14 protein-coding genes are annotated in these 19,532 nt (G+C 50.0%); 11 read left to right on the forward strand and 3 right to left on the reverse strand.

Annotated elements, in window-relative coordinates:
- Window positions 1-32: 32 nt before the first annotated feature.
- Window positions 33-1,415 carry a sigma-54-dependent transcriptional regulator gene (locus ACYVB1_RS18730; protein WP_460925335.1) on the reverse strand — a complete coding sequence of 461 codons (1,383 nt, stop codon included), beginning with the start codon at window positions 1,413-1,415 and terminating at the stop codon, window positions 33-35.
- A 303-nt stretch (window positions 1,416-1,718) separates the two neighbouring features.
- On the opposite strand from ACYVB1_RS18730, the gene ACYVB1_RS18735 reads away from it, so the two are divergent.
- The 11 genes from ACYVB1_RS18735 to ACYVB1_RS18785 all read left to right on the forward strand — a co-directional run bounded on the left by ACYVB1_RS18735 (window position 1,719) and on the right by ACYVB1_RS18785 (window position 16,480).
- Window positions 1,719-2,969 (forward strand): efflux RND transporter periplasmic adaptor subunit, encoded by a 1,251-nt coding sequence (locus tag ACYVB1_RS18735; protein WP_460925336.1) that lies wholly within the window; start codon window positions 1,719-1,721, stop codon window positions 2,967-2,969.
- A 73-nt stretch (window positions 2,970-3,042) separates the two neighbouring features.
- Entirely contained in the window at window positions 3,043-3,762 is a 720-nt protein-coding gene (locus tag ACYVB1_RS18740; protein ID WP_460925337.1) for an ABC transporter ATP-binding protein, read from the forward strand.
- A gap of 321 nt (window positions 3,763-4,083) precedes the next feature.
- Window positions 4,084-6,513, forward strand: coding sequence for an ABC transporter permease (locus ACYVB1_RS18745; protein WP_460925338.1), 2,430 nt, complete (start codon window positions 4,084-4,086; stop codon window positions 6,511-6,513).
- A gap of 215 nt (window positions 6,514-6,728) precedes the next feature.
- A complete protein-coding gene (locus ACYVB1_RS18750; RefSeq protein ID WP_460925339.1) occupies window positions 6,729-6,989 on the forward strand; it encodes an ABC transporter permease in 261 nt (86 codons plus the stop codon).
- Between the two features lie 12 nt (window positions 6,990-7,001).
- Window positions 7,002-8,273 carry an ABC transporter permease gene (locus ACYVB1_RS18755; protein ID WP_460925340.1) on the forward strand — a complete coding sequence of 424 codons (1,272 nt, stop codon included), beginning with the start codon at window positions 7,002-7,004 and terminating at the stop codon, window positions 8,271-8,273.
- Window positions 8,274-8,295: 22 nt separating this feature from the next.
- Window positions 8,296-8,937 (forward strand): ABC transporter permease, encoded by a 642-nt coding sequence (locus tag ACYVB1_RS18760; protein WP_460925341.1) that lies wholly within the window; start codon window positions 8,296-8,298, stop codon window positions 8,935-8,937.
- A gap of 109 nt (window positions 8,938-9,046) precedes the next feature.
- Entirely contained in the window at window positions 9,047-9,412 is a 366-nt protein-coding gene (locus tag ACYVB1_RS18765) for a hypothetical protein (protein WP_460925342.1), read from the forward strand.
- A 214-nt stretch (window positions 9,413-9,626) separates the two neighbouring features.
- Window positions 9,627-11,498: a M61 family metallopeptidase gene (locus ACYVB1_RS18770; RefSeq protein ID WP_460925343.1), complete on the forward strand. Its 1,872-nt coding sequence runs from the start codon at window positions 9,627-9,629 to the stop codon at window positions 11,496-11,498.
- A gap of 191 nt (window positions 11,499-11,689) precedes the next feature.
- Complete coding sequence (locus tag ACYVB1_RS18775) at window positions 11,690-12,958, forward strand: TolC family protein (RefSeq protein ID WP_460925344.1); 1,269 nt, start codon at window positions 11,690-11,692, stop codon at window positions 12,956-12,958.
- 460 nt (window positions 12,959-13,418) lie between these two features.
- Window positions 13,419-15,674, forward strand: a complete 2,256-nt coding sequence (locus ACYVB1_RS18780; RefSeq protein ID WP_460925345.1) for a TonB-dependent receptor — start codon at window positions 13,419-13,421, stop codon at window positions 15,672-15,674.
- Window positions 15,671-16,480, forward strand: coding sequence for a DUF4249 domain-containing protein (locus ACYVB1_RS18785; protein WP_460925346.1), 810 nt, complete (start codon window positions 15,671-15,673; stop codon window positions 16,478-16,480). The genes ACYVB1_RS18780 and ACYVB1_RS18785 overlap by 4 nt, the downstream gene beginning before the upstream one ends.
- A 204-nt stretch (window positions 16,481-16,684) precedes the next feature.
- On the opposite strand, the gene ACYVB1_RS18790 is transcribed toward ACYVB1_RS18785, so the two are convergent.
- Both ACYVB1_RS18790 and sppA read right to left on the reverse strand, forming a co-directional pair.
- Entirely contained in the window at window positions 16,685-17,509 is an 825-nt protein-coding gene (locus ACYVB1_RS18790) for a purine-nucleoside phosphorylase (protein ID WP_460925347.1), read from the reverse strand.
- Between the two features lie 250 nt (window positions 17,510-17,759).
- Entirely contained in the window at window positions 17,760-19,523 is a 1,764-nt protein-coding gene (gene sppA / locus ACYVB1_RS18795) for a signal peptide peptidase SppA (protein WP_460925349.1), read from the reverse strand.
- Window positions 19,524-19,532 lie beyond the last annotated feature (9 nt).

The following is a 19,532-nucleotide window of genomic DNA, read 5'->3' on the forward strand; positions in this document are numbered from 1 at the left end:
ATAACCGAAACAGCAGCTTAGCCTTAAAACCATTAAAGACCATGCTTCTCTATTCTCCTGTAAAGGGCAGTGCGCGTAATACCCAGTTCTTTTGCCGCGTGCGTAATGTTGCCGGAGTGCTTTACCAGCGCCTTCTGTACCATCATCTTCTCCAGCGTGTCCAGCGTATAGTCACTTTCTGCTAAGTTTTCTACCAGCTGGCGTGGCTCCCGTGCGGCCTCGCTGGGCGCGAAATAAAAGTCCCCGGCCTGCAGCTCGTCTCCATCGCAAAGTATCACGGCGCGTTCCATGGCATGGTCCAGTTCCCGGATGTTGCCAGGCCAGTGGTACTCGTTCAGGCGGCGCAGGGTGTTCTGGTTCATGCGCAGGCCAGGGCGCTCATATTTCTGACTGTAAATCTTCAGGAAATGCTCTGCCAGTAGTTTAATGTCTTCGCGGCGCTCCCGAAGCGGGGGCAGGTGTATTTCTACTGTATTGATGCGGTAGAGCAAATCCTGCCGAAAGCTTCCGTCCCGCACCATTTCATACAGCGGCATGTTGGTCGCACAAATGAGGCGGATGTTAATGGGCCGCGGCTTATTGGTACCCAAGCGGATAACCTGACGGCCTTGCAGCACCGTCAGCAGTTTAGCCTGCAGCGCCGGCGACAGGTTTCCAATTTCATCCAGAAAAAGCGTTCCGCCAGTGGCTGCTTCAAAACGGCCGGCGCGGTCTTCTTTGGCATCGGTAAAGGAGCCTTTGGCGTGACCAAACAGCTCGCTTTCAAACAAAGTGGTACTCACAGCGCCCAGGTCTACTTTCTCGAAAGCCTCATTTGCCCGTTTGGATTTGCGGTGCAGCGCCCGGGCGGCCACTTCTTTACCGGTGCCGTTTTCGCCTAATATGAGCACGTTGGCATCAGTGCCTGCTACTTTGTCTATTGTCTGGTACACCCGCTGCATGGCCGGCGACACACCAATAAATTCCCCATAATGGTACACTGTGTTATTTTGCTCGGCTGCCTCTGCCGTCCGGCTTTCCTTGCTGCTGTTTTTCTGGCAGGCTGATTTCAGAATGGCTACCAATTTCTCGTTCTGCCAGGGCTTCAGCACAAAGTCAGCGGCTCCTTCTTTCAGGGCGCGCACTGCCAGCTCAATATCGCCATAAGCTGTCATCAGAATAACAGAAGTTCTCGGGGAGGTTTGCCTGATCTGCTTCAGCCAGTACAAGCCTTCTTTGCTGGAGGTAGCCCCGGTACTGTAGTTCATGTCCAGCAGTACCACATCTATCTGGTGTTCCTGCAGCAGAGAAGGGATTGTGTAAGGGTCGGAGGTAGTCTGCACAGATGAAAAGTGCTGCTTCAGAAGCAGCCGGCCTGCCATCAGGATATCCTCCTCGTCATCGACTATCAGTATGTTGCAGGCGGTTTTACTCATGGTTCAGGTGCGCGTCAGTAGGGTAAAAGTATGTAAAATTACGTATTTTTAGGGCAAAATACCATGCCAGCTGCTAAGTATACCTGTCTGGCCACAATTCTCCTAACCAATTTTGCAGCATCTTTTGCAAGCTGTTCGGATGCAGACACCCGGGTGTTCGGAAGCGGACACTTCAAACATCGTCAAAGCACCATACTTATATCCAACATACTGATAATCAATACATTCCGTTTTATGGCACATTTATTGGCAACACTGAAACAAACAGTACGAAAAAAACAAAAGCGTTAATATATCTTCAAAATGGATCGGGTAATTGAAAAGAAAACGAACACACCAAAAAGGATTGCCATCATAGGGGGCGCTGTGGCGCTGCTGGTGCTGCTAATCTACAATCTTCTCTTTGCCGAGCACACCTCTAAGCTGAATGTAGACAGCGAACGTGTAACACTGGGCAACGTGCAGGATGGTGTTTTCCAGGAGTTCATTGCCATTGATGGTTCGGTGGAGCCGCTTAAAACCTTTTACCTCGACATTGCAGAAGGTGGCCGCGTAGAGCAGGTCTTCAAGGAAGACGGACAGACAGTGCAGGAAGGCGATACCATCCTGAAGCTTTCAAACACCACACTCCAGATCGACTTCATGACACGCGAATCGCAGTTGTACGACCTGATGAACGAGCGCCAGAACTCAGAGATTGAAATGAAGCAGGACCTGATCCGGAAAGAAAACGACCTGGCGGAGATTGAATACAACCTGGCCCTGGCTAAAAGAAAATACGAGCGTAACAAAATGCTGATAGCGGAAAAAGTAATTCCGCAGGAGGAGTATGACGCCTCGCAGGATGAGTACAACTACCTGAACAAGCGCAAAACCCTGGCCGAGCGGTCTGTAAAACAGGATGCCAAACTCATGGACGACCGCCTGCGTCAGCTCGACCTTTCCATCTCCCGCATGAGCGCCAACATTGGCATGGCCCGCAACACCCTGAATAACCTGTATGTGGTAGCCCCTATCACAGGCCAGCTTTCCACGCTGAAAGCAGAGGTAGGTGAGTCGAAAGGAGCCGGCGAGAACATTGGCCAGATCGACAACCTGAGCGGCTATAAAGTAACTGCCAACATCGACCAGCATTATATTTCCCGTGTCTACGAAGGGCTCACCGGCACTTTCGAGTTCAACGGAAAAACACACGAGGTAAGCATTGCCAAGGTGTTCCCGGATGTGCAGAACAACACCTTTAAGGTGGACATGCAATTTACAAAAGACGCACCGGAAGGCATTCGCCGCGGGCAGACCCTGCAGCTGAAGCTGAACCTTAACGACGGCGGCAAAGCAGTGCTGGTGCCACGCGGTGGTTTCTACCAGAGCACAGGCGGCAACTGGATATTTGTAGTAGATAAGTCAGGTGATTTCGCTACCAAACGCAACATCAAACTGGGCCGCCAGAACCCGAACTATTACGAAGTACTGGACGGCCTGCAGCCAGGCGAAAAAGTAGTCCTCTCCTCCTACGACAGCTACGGCGACATTGACAGGTTGGAGTTGAAATAGATTAGCACATTAATTACTGCCCTAGTACAAAATAAAACTATCAGGAAAAAAAACTCATAAACATAAAGGGACCATGAACAAGGTAGACTTAATTATCGAAACAAAGAACCTGGAGAAAAAATACGTAACAGATACAGTGGAAACCACTGCCCTCGCCGGCGTAGATTTGAAAATAGCAAAAGGAGAGTTTGTGGCCATCATGGGCCCTTCTGGTTGCGGCAAGTCCACGCTGCTGAACATCCTGGGTATGCTTGACAGCCCTTCTTCCGGCACCTTCACCTTCCTGGGCCAAGACATCAGCAACGCGACTGAGCGCCAGCGTGCCAAGCTGCGCAAAGAGAACCTTGGTTTCGTGTTCCAGAGCTTTAACCTGATTGACGAACTGACCGTGTTAGAAAACATCGGGCTGCCACTTGCTTACCTGGGTGTTGGGAAAGAGGAAACAAACAAGCGCGTGCAGGCGGCTATGGAGCGCATGGGCATCGCCCACCGGCGCAATCACTTCCCGCAGCAGCTATCAGGTGGTCAGCAGCAGCGTGTGGCCATTGCCCGCGCCACCGTTTCCAACCCCAGCCTGATACTCGCCGACGAACCGACCGGTAACCTCGACTCGGTGCACGGCCGCGAGGTGATGGCGCTGCTGTCTGAACTGAACGAAGCTGGCACAACGGTAGTAATGGTAACGCACTCCCCTTCAGATGCCGAGTACGCCCACCGCATCGTGAACCTGTTCGACGGCCAGATTGTAACCGAAAACCTGAACGTGAAGCGCCACGCAGCCGAGCTACTGTAGTGCCCTCTATAAGATTTGTTGTTTGTTTATATGTTGTTTGTAGTAGTGTAGGCGCGTCACCCGCGCCTACCTGCAAAACTTATACTTACAGCACCGCCCCACGCACAATCCTTACACCCGAAACGCCCTGACTTCACAGCCAATGTGAGGCCGGCATGCAGACTTACCTGTTGCCCCAATACCTTCAGTTTTGGCTGCTAATAAGATAAAAATTAAAGTAGCTATTGCCCATGCTTTCGTCACCAGCCGTGCTGAAAAGGCGGAGCCGTAGGAAGTTCGCTTTCCTTAATAACTGATTTCTGAAGCTTAACCTCAATGCAGATGCTAAAAAACTACCTAAAGATTGCCTTCCGAAACCTGGCCCGGAATAAAGTATATTCTGCCATCAACATTGGTGGCCTGTCAGTAGGTATAGCAGCCTGCATCCTCATCTTCCTTTTTGTAAAAGACGAGCTCAGCTACGACCGCCACCATGCAAAGGCAGACCGCATTTACAGAGTTACCCGCGACTTCCTGTCTAAAGATGGATCTGTAAGCCTGCACCTTGCCCGTGTGGCCCCGCCCATAGGACCACTTTTGCAACAGGATTTTCCCCAAATAGAAGCCGTAGCGAGAATGGTTACTTTTGGTGTGATGCTGGAAAACAAAGAAGCACAAAAAACCTTCAGAGAAGATGACATGTTCTTTGCGGAGCCTGAAGCCCTGGAGATTTTCGACATCAACCTGGTAAAAGGAAACCCAAAGACAGCGCTGCGCGAACCGTTCACTCTGCTAATCAGTGATAAAACAGCTGAAAAATACTTTCCCGGCGAAGAACCTGTAGGAAAAGTGCTGCATTTCGGAGAAAACTCAAGCTTAAGGGTGGAGGGCGTGTATGAATCTTTTCCGGCCAACTCACACGTTCACCCGGAATTACTGGGGTCTTTTGCTACGCTCAATGACTCTACTGTGTATGGTGCCGAGGCACTTAAAACCCAATGGGGAAACAACTCCTTCCCTACTTACCTGCTGCTGCCATCAGAAGAGGAGGCAAAAAAGATACAGGCGCAATTACCCTCTTTCCTCGACAGGCACCTGGCAGGCACCAGCCATGCAGGAGACGGAAAACCCAGCGAGTTTACCAACCTCTACCTGCAAAAGCTGACAGACATTCACCTGCGCTCTAACCTGGATTCAGAACTGGAGGTCAACAGTGACATAGACAGCATTTTCATCCTTTCAATAGTAGCCGTTATTATCCTTCTAATTGCCTGCATCAATTACGTTAACCTCAGCACGGCCCGCTCTACCAGCCGGGCTAAAGAAGTTGGCGTACGGAAAGTGATTGGCGCAGCAAGGCACAACCTCGTTTTCCAGTTCCTGCTGGAGTCTGTGCTGCTGGTAACAATTGCCACCTTCCTTTCTTTGGGAATAGTGGAAATCTGCCTGCCCTGGCTAAACAGCTTTACCGGCAAAGAAATAGAGTCTAACCTGTTTACTGATCAGTGGCTACTGGTACTCCTGCTCTCGCTACCAGTGCTGATTGGTGTGCTGGCAGGCCTGTACCCTGCTTTCTACCTGTCGCATTTCCAGGCTGCCACTGTGCTCAAAGGCACCTTAAGCAACTCTTCCAGAAACCCGCTGCTCCGTAAGTCGCTGGTGATTGTGCAGTTCTCTATTTCCATTATTCTCATCATTGCGACCGGCATTATCTTTCAGCAACTGGTTTACATCCAGAACAAGGACCTGGGCTTTGACAAGGAACAGATGGTGATTCTGCAGGAGTTTCCTGCGATAAGGCCCCAAATGGAAGCTTTTAAGGCAGAATTACAGAAGTCATCAGCCATACAGGGTGTGGGCAGGTCGCAGCTGATACCAACCGAGCAGCTGCTAAACTCCTCAGGCGCGCAGGTGGCAAAAGGAGACAGCATGGCACCAACGGCAGCTACCATTAAGTTTGTAACCGTTGATCATGATCTGCTGGATGTCTACGACATGAAAATGGTGGCAGGCAGAAACTTCAGCCGCGAATTCAGAAGCGACGACACAGCAGCATATATTCTGAACGAGGCAGCCGTTCGGATGATAGGCTGGCAAAATCCACAGCAGGCCATTAACCAGGCTTTCACCTATGGTGGTAACAACGGGCGTATCATTGGCGTGGTAAACGACATCAACTTCGAGTCGCTGCATAAGGAAATCTCACCCATGGTGTTTATGGTTACCGGGTGGGGCAACTACCGCAAAATCTCTATTAAAATCAGTGGTGATACACAGCAGGCGCTGGCGCACATAGAAGAAACCTGGAACAAGTTCCTGCCCACCTACCCGTTCGAATATGAGTTTCTGGACCAGTTGTATGGGCAGACCTATGAAGCCGAGCAGAAGAAAGCACAGATATTCACCATCTTCTCCTGTATTGCCATCCTGATCGCGTGCTTGGGTTTGTTTGGGCTTGCTTCTTACACCACCGTGCAGCGCAAAAAAGAGATTGGCATCCGCAAGGTGTTTGGTGCTCCGGTGGCCAACATTGTTGCCCTTATTTCCAAAGACTTTATGAAGCTGGTGCTGGTGGCCAACATAATAGCCTGGCCAATCGCCTGGTACGCCATGCGGCAGTGGCTCGACAATTTCGCTTACCGCATCAACATCAGCACTGACATCTTTATACTGGCAGCTATCGTGGCCTTCATCATCGCCATGGCTACGATCAGTTACCAGGCAATCAAGGCCGCTACCACAGACCCTGTGAAGTCACTTAGAACAGAGTAAGTACCGATGCAGCCCACCCTGGCTTCTGCAGGAGCATTAGGCAATAAAGACGCAAATCAGGAAAGGACTTGCTTTTATCGCTACGCCACCTTCTGCCTGTGAAGTACCAGGCCGTATCGGCAACCTTTTCAGGCCTTGCATACAAAGGAAATTAGCAACAGGAGAGGCTCAGACACTGCACCGGCCTCTCCCTACCACATACAACGTTTAAGCCCATGTTCGCCAACTACGTTAAAATAGCCTTCCGAAACCTTTTCCGTAACAAGGTTTACTCTACCATCAACATTGCTGGTCTGGCCATTGGAGTGGCTTCCTGTGTACTGATTTTTCTGTATGTGCAGGACGAACTCAGCTATGAAAAGCACTTCTCCAAGGCCGATCGCATTGTGCGCCTGGCCGGGGAGATAAAGTTCGACAGCCAGGAGCCAAACAAGTTTGCCCTTTCACCACCGCCTGTTTCTGCGGCCTTGCGCTAGGACTTTCCGGAGGTGGAGCAGGTGGTACAGCTTTTACCTGTCGGCACCCAAACGGTCTGGCACAAAGACAAAAGCTTTAACGAAAAAGACCTGTTTTTCACCGACAGCACGTTGTTTGAGGTTTTTGACTATAAACTCGTAGTCGGCGACCCTAACACAGCACTCGATGCGCCGCAGACAATTGTTATCAGCGAGGAGATGGCCGAAAAATACTTTGGAGGTGCCGAAAGTGCCATGGGTAAGCTCTTGAAGTTCAGCAAAAACTCCTACAAAGTGACGGGTGTTTTCCACGACCAGAAGCACTCGCACATTATAGCCAACGCCTTCTTATCCCGAAGCACTATTGCACAAGAGGAGGCCATTACAGCAGATCAGTGGTTTAATATGAACCGCTATACCTATGCCCTTCTGCAGAGCGAGGACCACCTACCTGCTTTCCAGGAAAAACTGGATGCTTTTGCTGAAAACAAGATCGTCCCCTGGATAAAAGAAAACGAACTGAATGCCAGCCTGCGTTTCGTGCTGCAGCCACTTAAATCAATACATTTCGACACAGAATATGGCGCCGACATATCCCCCGCCGGGAACATCTCCTATGTGTATATTTTCGCTGCCGTAGCTGTGTTCATCCTGCTTATTGCCTGCATCAACTATATGAACCTGGCCACTGCCCGCTCTGCGAAGCGTGCCAAGGAAGTTGGCCTGCGCAAAGTGGTAGGGGCAGACAGAAGCCAGATCATCAGCCAGTTTATAGGCGAATCGGTGCTGATGACACTGCTCGCTGCAATTCTGGCGCTTGACATTGTGCAGGTAATGATGCCGGCTTTTAATGCGCTCACGGAAAAGAACTTTGCATCTAACTTCATTTTCCAGTGGGAGTTTTTGCTGATGGTGCTGGCTATTATCGTGTTTGTGGGCGTGGTGGCCGGCAGCTATCCTGCTTTCTTCCTTTCTAATTTTAAGCCCGTCGATGTGCTGAAAACAGACAAAGCACCGAGAGGCGGCAGCGCCTCGCTGAGAAAGGTGCTGGTGGTCACACAATTCACCGTTTCGCTGATGCTCATCATCGGAACCATCGTGGTGTTTACGCAGATGCACTTTCTGCGCAGCCGTGACCTGGGCTTCAACAAAGACCAGGTGATGGTAATAGATGTTCCGGGTGGCGATACCACCCTCGTGAAGCGCCTGCCCATTATCAAGCAGCAGCTTTTAAGCAACCCGAATATAGAGATGGTTTCCAACACCAACGATATACCCAGCAGCCAAGTGGCTGGGCTGGTCTGACCCGATTGGCAAGCGCATACAGATGATTGACTGGGACGCCAAAGTTATCGGGGTTGTAAAAAACTTCCACGTAAAGTCGCTGCATACCAATGTGGAGCCACTCATCCTGGCACTTAGCCCTGAATCACCGGGTTACCTGATGGCGCGCATCAAAGCAGAGGATGTAGTGTCTACCATCAGCTTTGTCGAAAGCAAATGGCGCGCCTTCGACACCCAACACCCGATGCAGTACTTCTTTATGGATGAGCACTTCGATGCGCAGTACCATGCCGAAGAGAAAATGCTGACAGTGTTCGGGTACTTCGCCGGCCTCACCATCCTGATAGCCTGCCTGGGCTTGTTCGGACTGGCCTCCTTCACCGCAGAGCAGCGCACCAAGGAAATCGGCATCCGCAAGGTATTAGGCTCCTCCACCGGCAGCATCGTCATGCTGCTTTCAAAAGATTTTGCCATGCTCGTGTTCATTGCCATTGTTATTGCCTGCCCGCTGGCCTGGTACGGCATGGATAAATGGCTGCAGGACTTTGCCTACCGCACAGACCTGAGCTGGTGGATTTTTGCCCTCTCCGGCGCTATCGCCATGCTCATAGCCCTGCTTACGGTGAGCATGCAGGCCATGAGAGCAGCGTTCACAGACCCTGTGAAGTCGCTGCGGGCGGAGTGACATTGAATAGTGTGCTTGTTTTAGGTGAGGCTTCTGGCAGGGCCGTTATTTTTTAACCTGCTGAAGCAACCTTCTCACACTGAGGCACATCTTTTAAAATAAAAAAACTATGAAAAGTACACCAGCTGTTTTCCTAACCTCCCTCGCTGTGAGTGCCATCAGCCTGGCGACACCAATTCCAGCGGCATCTACTGTACTAGACCTTTTTATAGGAGAAGATATAACAGTACACGATACTTCCAATACCCCGACAGAGTGCCGGCACAACAGCAGCCCCGAATCGGGAGCCGCGGACTGTTGTCAGGAGAATATCCATGAAAGCAACTTCAGCTTTACCGGGGAATTGCCCCTGCATGGCAACAGAAGCAGCATAGTCGACAAAGCTATCAGCCTGCGTAACCGCACTGCCCTCAGGACCGTGAACACTTATTGCCAGGGTCTTGCCTGGGTGTTATCCGGAGGCAGTACAGCATAAGCCAGGATGGAATGGCAGAAAGCTGCTTTTGCTGCAGTTGGTGAAGTATACCTGCAAATAAGCAGGACCCTGAGCCGAAGTTCATCACTAAAACAAACCGATGGTCGGAAAAAAGAATTAATGATGTCTTAATAGGGTATTTTTAAAGAAAAGAAGGTATAAGGAATAAATGCTGCAAAAGGCAGCCTGTACCACGACCAAATAACAAGCAGACATGCAACTGAAAAAATCACTACTACTCCTTATTCTAAGTTTAGGCCTACACCTTTCTGTTTATGCGCAGCAGGAACCGGCAGCTGGCAGGTACAATGTGTCTATCGACCTGACAGAAGTAAGAGACGACAGGGTGCAGGTAACGCTGCAGGCCCCTCCTATTGCGCAGAAAGAGATTACCTATATCATGCCGAAGATTGTGCCGGGCACTTACTCTGTTTCGGACTTCGGCAGGTTTGTGACCAACCTGAAAGCCTATACCAGAACCGGAGACACCCTCGCTGTAAAGCAACTGGATACAAACCGCTGGCGCATCAGCAATGCCCCGGCTCTAAGCCGTATCACGTACTGGGTAGATGATACCTTTGATGCACAGAAGCGGGAAGAAGTGCTGTTTGAACCGGGCGGCACCAACATCGAAGAAAACAAAAATTTCCTGCTGAACCCCTTTGGCTTTGTGGGCTATTTTGAGGGCATGAAGCAGGTGCCATATGAACTGAATATAACCAAGCCGGAAGGCTTCTACGGCTCCACCTCCTTGCAGGCAGTAGCCTCTACAGACACCACTGACCGGTACCTGCTTCCGGATTACATGGAACTGGCCGATTCCCCGCTCATGTACAACCGCCCTGACACCACCGTGCTGGCCCTGGGAGGTACCGAGGTGCTTGTGTCTGTTTACTCTCCTTCCGGCCGTGTTACGTCAGGGCCCATTGCAAAGAACGTACAGAGCATACTGGAGGCACAGCGCAGCTACTTAGGCGGCACCCTGCCGGTAGAAAAATACGCCTTCCTGATTTACGTGCCGGAGCGTGTCGGCAAATCCGGCTCGTACGGTGCACTGGAGCACTCTTATTCGTCGGTATACTTTCTGCCGGAAATGCCGGAGGCGCAGTTCAGCAGCACCATCCGTGATGTGGCCGCACACGAGTTCTTCCACATCGTGACACCACTCAATGTCCATTCCGAGGAAATTGGCAACTTCGACTTTATAAATCCGCAGATGTCGAAGCACCTGTGGATGTATGAAGGAGTTACAGAGTATTTTGCATCCCACGTGCAGGTGTATGAAAACCTCATCGACCTGAACGAATACCTGCAGAAGGTCCGTGAAAATATCGTGACCTCCAAAGCCTACTATAACGATACACTGCCCTTCACAGAAATGAGCGCCAATGTGCTGGACGAGTACGAGGACCAGTATGGCAACGTGTACCAGAAAGGGGCTCTTATCGGCCTGGTGCTGGACGTAAGGCTGCGGGAGCTGTCGGGTGGTGCTTATGGCCTCCGGAACCTGATGCTGGACCTGTCCGGGACCTATGGCAAGGACAAGCCTTTTAAAGATGAAGCACTGTTTGATAAGATTGCAGAGCTGGCGTACCCGGAAATCCGGGAGTTCTTCAGGAGGCATGTAGAAGGCGCGGAGCCCCTGCCTTTAGATGAAACCTTCCGGAAAGTGGGCATCCGGTATGAGCCGACGGCAACACGGCAGGTTATCTCATTCGGGAACTTTACACCCGGCTTCGACCAGGAAGCAGGCAGGATAACCGTGGTCGAAACAGATGAAATGGACGCTTTCGGAAGGGAAATGGGTTTTCGGCCTGGTGACCAGCTACTGGCACTGAATGGCACGGAGATAACCCCGCAGAACATAAGGGAGGTAATAGGAGAACAACTACAGCAGATGCAGCCCGGTGAAAGAATAACAATAACGGTAGGACGGGAAAACACTAAGGGGAAAATCAAAAAGAAGAAACTGAAAGGCAGGGCAACTGCCCTCGAGCGCCAGTCGCTGCACGTGCTGGAGCCGGCCCCCGATGCGACTCCCGAACAGAAAGCCCTGCGTGCAGCATGGCTCAACAACGAGGTTTGATTGCTGGTTGTTTGTGATTCGTTGTTGGCTGCTAGCTTTTGATTGCTAGAGTATGAGAATTACAGTTCTTGTCTATTGCTTCCAGCTAGTAAATCATCAAAGACAATTATGTACAACAGCATTAACAATATTATGCTAAAAACCAGCAACTAACAACAGAAAACCAAAACCGCCACTAGCAAAATAAAACGATGAAAAATGTTACTTCCAAAGCCCTGCTGAAAAAGCTGGGAGGGCTGGCCCTATGCTTATGTTTAGCAGGAGCCGCACAGGCACAGGAGCCCCTGGCACTGGAACAAAGCCTGGAACTGGCACGGCAGCACAACGTAGCCCTGCGGCAGGCCCGCTACAACAGCACGAAGGCAGACATTAACCTGCGCAGGAACAAATTTGGCTATTTGCCTGTGCTGGCAGCAAGAACAGACGTAAGCCGCGTGAATGGCTTAACCTTCGACAACGTGTCCGGGCAGCTAAAACGGGGAAACACCACCTCCTCTAACCCTTACATGGTGGGGGAACTGGTGCTGTTCGATGGCCTTTCCAAGTACTATGAGCTGAAAAAAGCGAAACAGCAGGCGCAGGCTAGCAGGTACACCGAGCAACAGGCCGATATAGACCTTGAGGCTGCCGTTACAGGCTACTTTTTACAGGCCATCCTGGACCATGAAAACATCCGGATTGCCCAGGAGCGTATCGACCTGCTTGAGCAGCAGCTAGGGAAAATGGAGAAACTGGAGCAGGCAGGTGTGCGCACGCAGGATGATGTGTACCAGATAAAGGCCCAGCTCGCCACCGAAAAGCTAAACTTGATTACGCAGCAGAACAGTTACCGGCAGTCAATGCTGGAGCTGGAGCAGCAGATGAACGTGGAGGGCGGCAGGCAGTATGAACTGGTAGTACCCACCGCTCCTGTTGACATTACCGCAACACTCCCTACCCTGGAGAGCATCCTGGACAAGGCCACCAGCTACTCACCACAGTTAAAGGCTTCAGCGGCAACACTGGACGTTACCAGGAGCAGCCTGAACATTGCGCGCAGTGGCTTTGCTCCCACCCTTAGCCTGCAGGGCATTATAGGCTCCAACTTTTCAAGTAATATTCAGGAACAGAACCCGGAAACACAACAGTTTGAGCAGATAGCATACTTTAACCAGTTAAGATTAAACCAGCAGAAAATAGTGCAACTGAGCCTGAGCATTCCAATCTTCAATGGGCTGAGCAGGCACTTCGGGACCCAGATGGCCCGTGTGGACATACACAATGCCGAGTTAGATTACAGAACTGAGCAGAACAACCTGCGCCGCACTGTGGAACAGGCTTACCTGGATGTATTAGCAGCCCGGGAGAAGTACAATACTGTGGTAGCCAATCTTGAATACACCGAAAAAGCCTTCGCATCAGCAAAACGGCGGTATGAGACAGGCAGCACAGATTTTTTTCTCCTACATGGAATCGCTTAACAACAAAAACAAAGCACAGGCAGAACTCCTGCAAAGCAAATGTGAGTACTATTTTAAACAACACATTCTGGCGTTATACCAGGGATGAATTCAGCTGATGACCTTCTTTTTTACCGGAAGCCGCACGCGTAGTGCGGCTTCTTTGTTTTCTTTTCGGGCATGTGTAAATTTTATGGTTTACGCACTCAACCTCCTCCTTCAGCACCAGGACTCATCCTTTTTCGCTTTCAAGCAACAAAGGGAACCACACTCCCAGATAAATTAACAGCACAAACAAACCATTTGTAACTTTTGTAGGTTATTTCTGTACTTAAATTAAATTTATTCTTTCGTATTCCGTTAGTAATTAATCACTGCGACATAAGTATAACCATCAAGCCTGATGCGCTTCATTCACCTTTATAGTTTATTATTTTTATTTCTACTTGTTACTTTGCCTTCCTTTGCACAAAACTCTACTGTGCGTGGGTTTGTACGTGACGCTAATAATGGTGAACCTCTCATAGGGGCCACCGTTGCCATTCCCGGGCTCGGGCTCGGAACCAGCACAAACGAAGAAGGAGCCTATACCATCAGCCTGCCAGAGGGGGAGTACACGCTACAGGCAACTTATATTGGCTACAGCAGCCTGTCCCGCAAAATCCGTGTGACGGGCGGGGCGCAACAGCGCATCAATTTCACTTTGGATCCTGCCGAAACTGAACTGAAAGAGGTACGGGTAGAGGCAAACAGCCTGCGCCAGAAACTGAATGATACCCGCATGAGCGTGGAGACCCTCACCGCACGCGAGGCCAAACTGCTGCCCGCGCTCTTCGGCGAAGTTGACCTTGTGAAGACATTACAACTGAAGCCAGGCGTGCAGTCTGGCGGTGAGGGCACTTCAGGCCTGTATATTCGTGGCGGAGGGCCCGACCAGAACCTGATCCTGGTAGACGACGCCCTGATCTACAACCCCTCTCACCTTTTCGGCTTTTTTAGCGTGTTTAATCCTGATGCTGTAAGGAGCGTGGAACTGTACAAGGGCGGCTTCCCCTCCCAATATGGCGGTCGTTTATCTTCTGTAATGGATGTACAGCTAAATGAAGGAAACAACGAAGGAATCAGGGCAACGGGTGGGCTTGGGCTTATTGCTTCGCGCCTGACCATAGATGGGCCTATCGTGAAAGACAAGGTAAACTTTACCGTGTCAGCCCGCCGTACGTATGTGGACATCTTTACCCGCCAGATCAACCGCATAAGCGAAGGCAAAGCGGACTACGACCCTATTCCCGATTACTACTTTTACGACCTGAACGGTAAGCTGACTTACAAGCTCGGCCGGAAGGATGAACTTATGTTAAGTGGCTACTACGGTCGCGACATTTTTGGCTTTAACGACAATAAGTTTAAGTTCGACTTTGACTGGGGCAACACCATGGGTACTTTGCGCTGGAAGCACAAGTTTAACAACAGCTTGTACGCCACTACCTCCTTCTACACTACCAGCTACCAGTACAACATTAACAATTCCATCGATGCCTTTAGCGCACGCCTCACTTCGGCTGTAAAGGACTATACCCTTAAAACCGACTTTGACCTTTTTGTGAAGGGCGGGCACAGCATTAAATTCGGAGCTATGGCTACCCGCCACCATTTTACCATTGGCCGCCTTAACTTTGAGTCAGAAGACAGCACCCAGTCTTTTGCAACAGGCACCGACCTGGCGGGCACAGAATTCGGAGTGTATGCCTCGGATGATTACCAGGTAAATGCGCAGCTGTCCCTTAACTACGGCCTGCGCCTCTCAGGCTTTAACAGTGGTGGCAAAACCTATTCGGCACTGGAACCGCGTGTTGCCGCCAAATATAACCTGAGCGAGAGCTCCTCCCTGAAGGCCAGCTTTGCCAGCATGAAACAATACGTACACCTTGTATCGAACTCAGGCGCTTCTTTGCCTACAGATATCTGGTACCCCTCCAGGGAGGGTGTGGAGCCGCAACGGTCGCAACAGGTTGCAGTAGGTTTTAATAAGCTCTTTGGCAGAGGCAAGTATATGTTCACCAACGAGGTGTACTACAAGTGGATGAAGAACCAGCTGGACTTCCGCGATGGTGCCAACCTCTTCGTGAATGATAACCTGCAGGATGAATTCCTTTTTGGCATAGGCAAGAGCTACGGCAACGAGATATACTTTGAGAAAATCAAGGGCAAAACAACCGGCTGGCTCGGCTACACCCTCTCCTGGACCTACCGGAAGTTTGACAGTGACAATGATTTGGATGATATCAATGAGGGCCGGTGGTTTCCGACCCGCTACGATCGCCGCCACGATATCAGCCTGGTGGTGCTGCACCAGTTTAGCAAGCGCCTTAGCCTGACAGGGGCCTTCGTGTTTGGCACTGGCAATGCCTACTCCATTCCGGTCGCACGCTTCATTTTCCAGGATGTAGGAAGCGAAGACCCATCCGTTATTCCGATTTATGAGGACCGGAATTCTTTCCGGCTGGCTCCTTACCACCGCCTCGACCTGAGCGCTGTTTTCAAGCTGAAACCGAAGCGGGGCGAGTCGGACCTGACCTTTAGTGTGTACAACGTGTACAACCGCCGCAACCCGTACTTTGTATATTTCGAGCAAGTAAAAGACGAAGAACGGAGAGAGACATTAAGCTTTCAGGCAAAGCAGGTAGCGCTCTTTCCGCTTGTACCGGCTATAACTTATAACTTTAGATTTAAATGAGGCTGAAGCAAACTATATACTTCCTGCTGCCACTCCTGGCCATATTTTATGGCTGTGACATGGATAAGGACATAAACATAGAACTGCCGGCACATACCCCGCAGCTGGTAGTGGAGTGTTATTTAGAACCTGGAAAGCCCTACCGCATTGCGGTACAGGAAAGCGCCAGCTATTTTGATGCTCCTACCCCTCCACTTGTACCGGATGCGAAGGTGTTAATCACACACAATGGCCGGCGCATAGAACTCACTTATAAGCCCAAGTTAGATAACCTTACAGGCTTCCTGTACACCCACAGCTCACATGAAATAATGAATGGAAAGCCAGGCGACATCTATGGGCTGGAGGTTACAGATGGCAAAGGCCGTAGAGTAACAGGCTTTACTACTGTCTTACCGTCAGTGCCCATTGACACAGTGGAATGGCGGTTTAATGACGAAGGAAAAGCAATCCTGCTGACATCACTCAAAGACGACCCCAACACAGACAATTATTACCGCTACATGACGCACCGCGACAGTGTAACGCATGATTCAGACAGGGAATTTGTCAGCACTGACAAGTTAAACAACGGGAAGCGCATCACATTTGGCTCTAACTTCAGGTATGAGCGGGGAGATACCCTCATTGTGACGCTCTTTCACATCGAGAAGCAATACTACGACTTCCTGGCTTCAGCAGACAATGCCAAAGATGCAAACGGTAACCCTTTTGCCCAGCCGTCAAGAATCCGGTCCTCTGTGCAGGGCGGTATCGGCATTTTCACGAACCTGGCCTACAGACGCAAGATGGTGGTTTTGGAATAAAGTTAGAAAGTTAGAAAGTTAGAAAGTTAGGGTATACCTGGCTTGCTTGATACTAGGTTACGCACTGTACGAAGCAGGTACAGGTTTTCTTAAGAAGCAGCCCAAATTTAGGTCTTTGAATAACAAACCAAAGAGGTAATAATTGCTCGTGGTTGGTACAGTTATTACCTCTTTGGTTTGTTAGTCTTCTAACTCCCAGACTTTTTAACCCGCGCTAGTTCTCTTTACCAGTTCCCTGATAAGAAAGGTCATGCGGGGCTCGGCTATAGCGGCAGCCTCCAGGATATCAGCCAGTACCACTTTCTTTATCATGTCTGGGGTGCACATGTCCGTGATTACAGACAAAGCGAAAACCGGCAGGCCCATATGGCGCGCTGCAATAACTTCAGGTACAGTAGACATACCTACGGCATCAGCACCTATCGTACTCAGGTACCGGTATTCTGCTTTCGTTTCCAGCATCGGGCCTGGTACGCTCACGTATACCCCTTCGCTCAGGTCAAAATCGGCATCTTCTGCAATTACCATTGCATCGCGAATCATGTCTTCGTCATACACATCGCTCATGTCCGGGAAGCGTGGACCTAGCTCATCTATGTTTTTACCAATAAGCGGGTTGCCCGGCAGGAGGTTAATGTGATCCGTAATCACCATCAGGTCGCTGGTGTTAAAGCGGGGATTAAGTCCTCCGGCTGCATTAGAGACGATCAGTTTTTTCACTCCCAGCAGCTTCATTACCCGCACAGGAAAAACCACCTGCTCCATGGTGTAGCCTTCGTAGTAATGGAAACGCCCCTGCATCACTACGACCGGCTTGCCTGCCAGCAAACCAAAAATCAGCTTGCCTGAGTGGCTCTCAACTGTAGAAACAGGAAAGTTCGGAATATCGGCATAAGACAAGGTGTGCTGTACGTCCACTTCGTTAACCAGTGCACCTAAGCCTGTGCCCAGTATTATTCCGAATTCTGGCACAAAGCCCTCTGATTTGCTTTGTATATAGGCAGTTGATTCCTGTAAGCGCTGCATCATATAAATTGATTTTAGATAATTGAGAATTGCGTTTTGAAGGAGTGAGTGTGACTTACCTGTACAGGCTGTTGAACCAGGTAAACCAAAATCATAACCCATATTGCTGTACGGACAAAATTGCAAAAAAATAGCTTTGCCGTAAAACAAAAACTGCTTTCAGACACAGTGCCTGGAAGCAGTTTTTGTTTTATGCATGCTTCAATAGAACCACTCCATCAAAACATGAAATCAGAAATGAATCAAAATGTATTTACTGAATGAACAGTTCGTAGGGCATTCTGGCCTGTGCTCCCTGCAGGTTGCTTACCTTTTTGTACAACTTGTAGTAAGGGTACAGTTCACCAAGCTCTGCCTTGATAGACTGCTCCTTGGTTTGGGCGCCAAAATCACTGAAGAAGCTATTTAAGAACGACTTCCGCTCAGGCATGGCTTTAACACGGTAGTCATCTTCTATGTTTGCTTTTTTAGCGGCAATGGCGAGGGCTTCTTCCAGGCCACCATACGTATCCACGAGGTTGCGCTGCTTCGCCTCTGTACCGGACCATACCCTTCCGGATGCATACTCCTTCAGCTGATCCTGGCTCATGTTGCGGCCCTGGGCAGCTTTGCTGGTAAAGGTTTCGTAAATCTGGTTGATTTGGTTCTGCACAATCTCCTGCTCCTGCGCTGTCATCGGGCGGGTGATGGTTGGCATATCTGCAAACTTGCCGGTGCTTACGTGGTCCACGGTAATACCTAGTTTCTCATTCAGGAAGCCCTGTATGTTTGGAATTACACCGAATACTCCGATGCTACCTGTAATCGTGTTCGGGTGCGCCACAATGGTATCGCAGCCCATGGCCAGGTAATAGCCGCCGGAAGCAGCATAATCAGACATAGAGGCGATAACAGGCTTCTCTTTTTTGGTGAGTTGTATTTCACGCCACATTACATCAGATGCCAGTGCACTACCACCCGGAGAACTGATACGCAACACCACGGCCTTCACATTTTCGTCCATCCGGGCTTTGCGCAGGGCATCAGAAAAGCGCCGGCTACCGATGTTGTTTTCATCTCCCTCGCCATCCACAATATCGCCTTCGGCATAGATAACAGCAATTCTGTTTTTGGACGTGTTTACCTCTATGTTATCTTTTACTTTCTTGTACTTGGACAGCTGCACAAGCTCCAGCTTGGCATCCTGCTCCATACCAATCTGCTCCTTCATAAAGCTGATAGCCTCATCAAAGTAACCGACATCCGTAATCAGCTTATGCTCCTTAGCGTCGGCAGGGTCACGCACCAGCAGGTTGTCCTGCACGTTCTTCAGCTCTGCTACCTCCACGCCGCGTGCCTTGGCTATATTTTGAAGCTGGTAATTGTTAATGGAGTTCAGGAAAGAATTGAGTTGCTCGCGGTTGGCATCGCTGGCCTGTTCTAAAAAGAAAGGCTCTACAGCGCTTTTGTAGGTACCCACTTTAAATATCTGCGCCTCAATGTTTAGCTTGTCCAGAAGCCTTTTGAAGAAGTACATTTCAGAGCTCATGCCATTAAACTCTATTGTACCCATTGGGTTCAGGTAAATCTTGTCGGCCACAGAAGCCAGGTAATAAGCTTTCTCTGTAGAAGCATCAGTATAAGAAACCACAAACTTGCCCGACTCCTTGAAATCAATCAGCTCGTTACGGATTTCCTCCAGCTTTGCCATACCGGCATCCACGTAAATCATGTTCAGGAAGATGCCCTTCACGTTGTCGTCAGTCTTGGCACGCCGGATGGCGGCTTTAATCTGGTCCAGGCCATCCGAGCTGGACAAAGAACCAAAAGAGAAGCCAAGTTCTGCAAATGGGTTTTCCGGGTCACGCTCTACAATAGGCTTGTCCAGCTTTAACTCCAGCACAGAGTTCTCAGCTACTTTTACTTCATCAGAAGAGGCCGAAGCGGCAGCAATGCCAATCAGCAGCAGAATGCCAATGAAAAAGAATACGAGCAAGCCAACAATGGTAGCCAGCACATATTTCAGGAAGTTTAACATGTTGTATTT

It is taken from the genome of Pontibacter brevis (genome assembly GCF_054779655.1).

Excerpts from the sequence above, each read along its gene's own strand:
- sppA (WP_460925349.1), bottom strand. The coding sequence starts at position 19,523 with ATGTTAAACTTCCTGAAATATGTGCTGGCTACCATTGTTGGCTTGCTC.
- ACYVB1_RS18770 (WP_460925343.1), top strand. The coding sequence starts at position 9,627 with ATGCAACTGAAAAAATCACTACTACTCCTTATTCTAAGTTTAGGCCTA.
- ACYVB1_RS18790 (WP_460925347.1), bottom strand. The coding sequence starts at position 17,509 with ATGATGCAGCGCTTACAGGAATCAACTGCCTATATACAAAGCAAATCA.
- ACYVB1_RS18730 (WP_460925335.1), bottom strand. The coding sequence starts at position 1,415 with ATGAGTAAAACCGCCTGCAACATACTGATAGTCGATGACGAGGAGGAT.
- ACYVB1_RS18775 (WP_460925344.1), top strand. The coding sequence starts at position 11,690 with ATGAAAAATGTTACTTCCAAAGCCCTGCTGAAAAAGCTGGGAGGGCTG.
- ACYVB1_RS18740 (WP_460925337.1), top strand. The coding sequence starts at position 3,043 with ATGAACAAGGTAGACTTAATTATCGAAACAAAGAACCTGGAGAAAAAA.
- ACYVB1_RS18735 (WP_460925336.1), top strand. The coding sequence starts at position 1,719 with ATGGATCGGGTAATTGAAAAGAAAACGAACACACCAAAAAGGATTGCC.
- ACYVB1_RS18750 (WP_460925339.1), top strand. The coding sequence starts at position 6,729 with ATGTTCGCCAACTACGTTAAAATAGCCTTCCGAAACCTTTTCCGTAAC.
- ACYVB1_RS18745 (WP_460925338.1), top strand. The coding sequence starts at position 4,084 with ATGCTAAAAAACTACCTAAAGATTGCCTTCCGAAACCTGGCCCGGAAT.
- ACYVB1_RS18765 (WP_460925342.1), top strand. The coding sequence starts at position 9,047 with ATGAAAAGTACACCAGCTGTTTTCCTAACCTCCCTCGCTGTGAGTGCC.
- ACYVB1_RS18760 (WP_460925341.1), top strand. The coding sequence starts at position 8,296 with ATGATTGACTGGGACGCCAAAGTTATCGGGGTTGTAAAAAACTTCCAC.
- ACYVB1_RS18785 (WP_460925346.1), top strand. The coding sequence starts at position 15,671 with ATGAGGCTGAAGCAAACTATATACTTCCTGCTGCCACTCCTGGCCATA.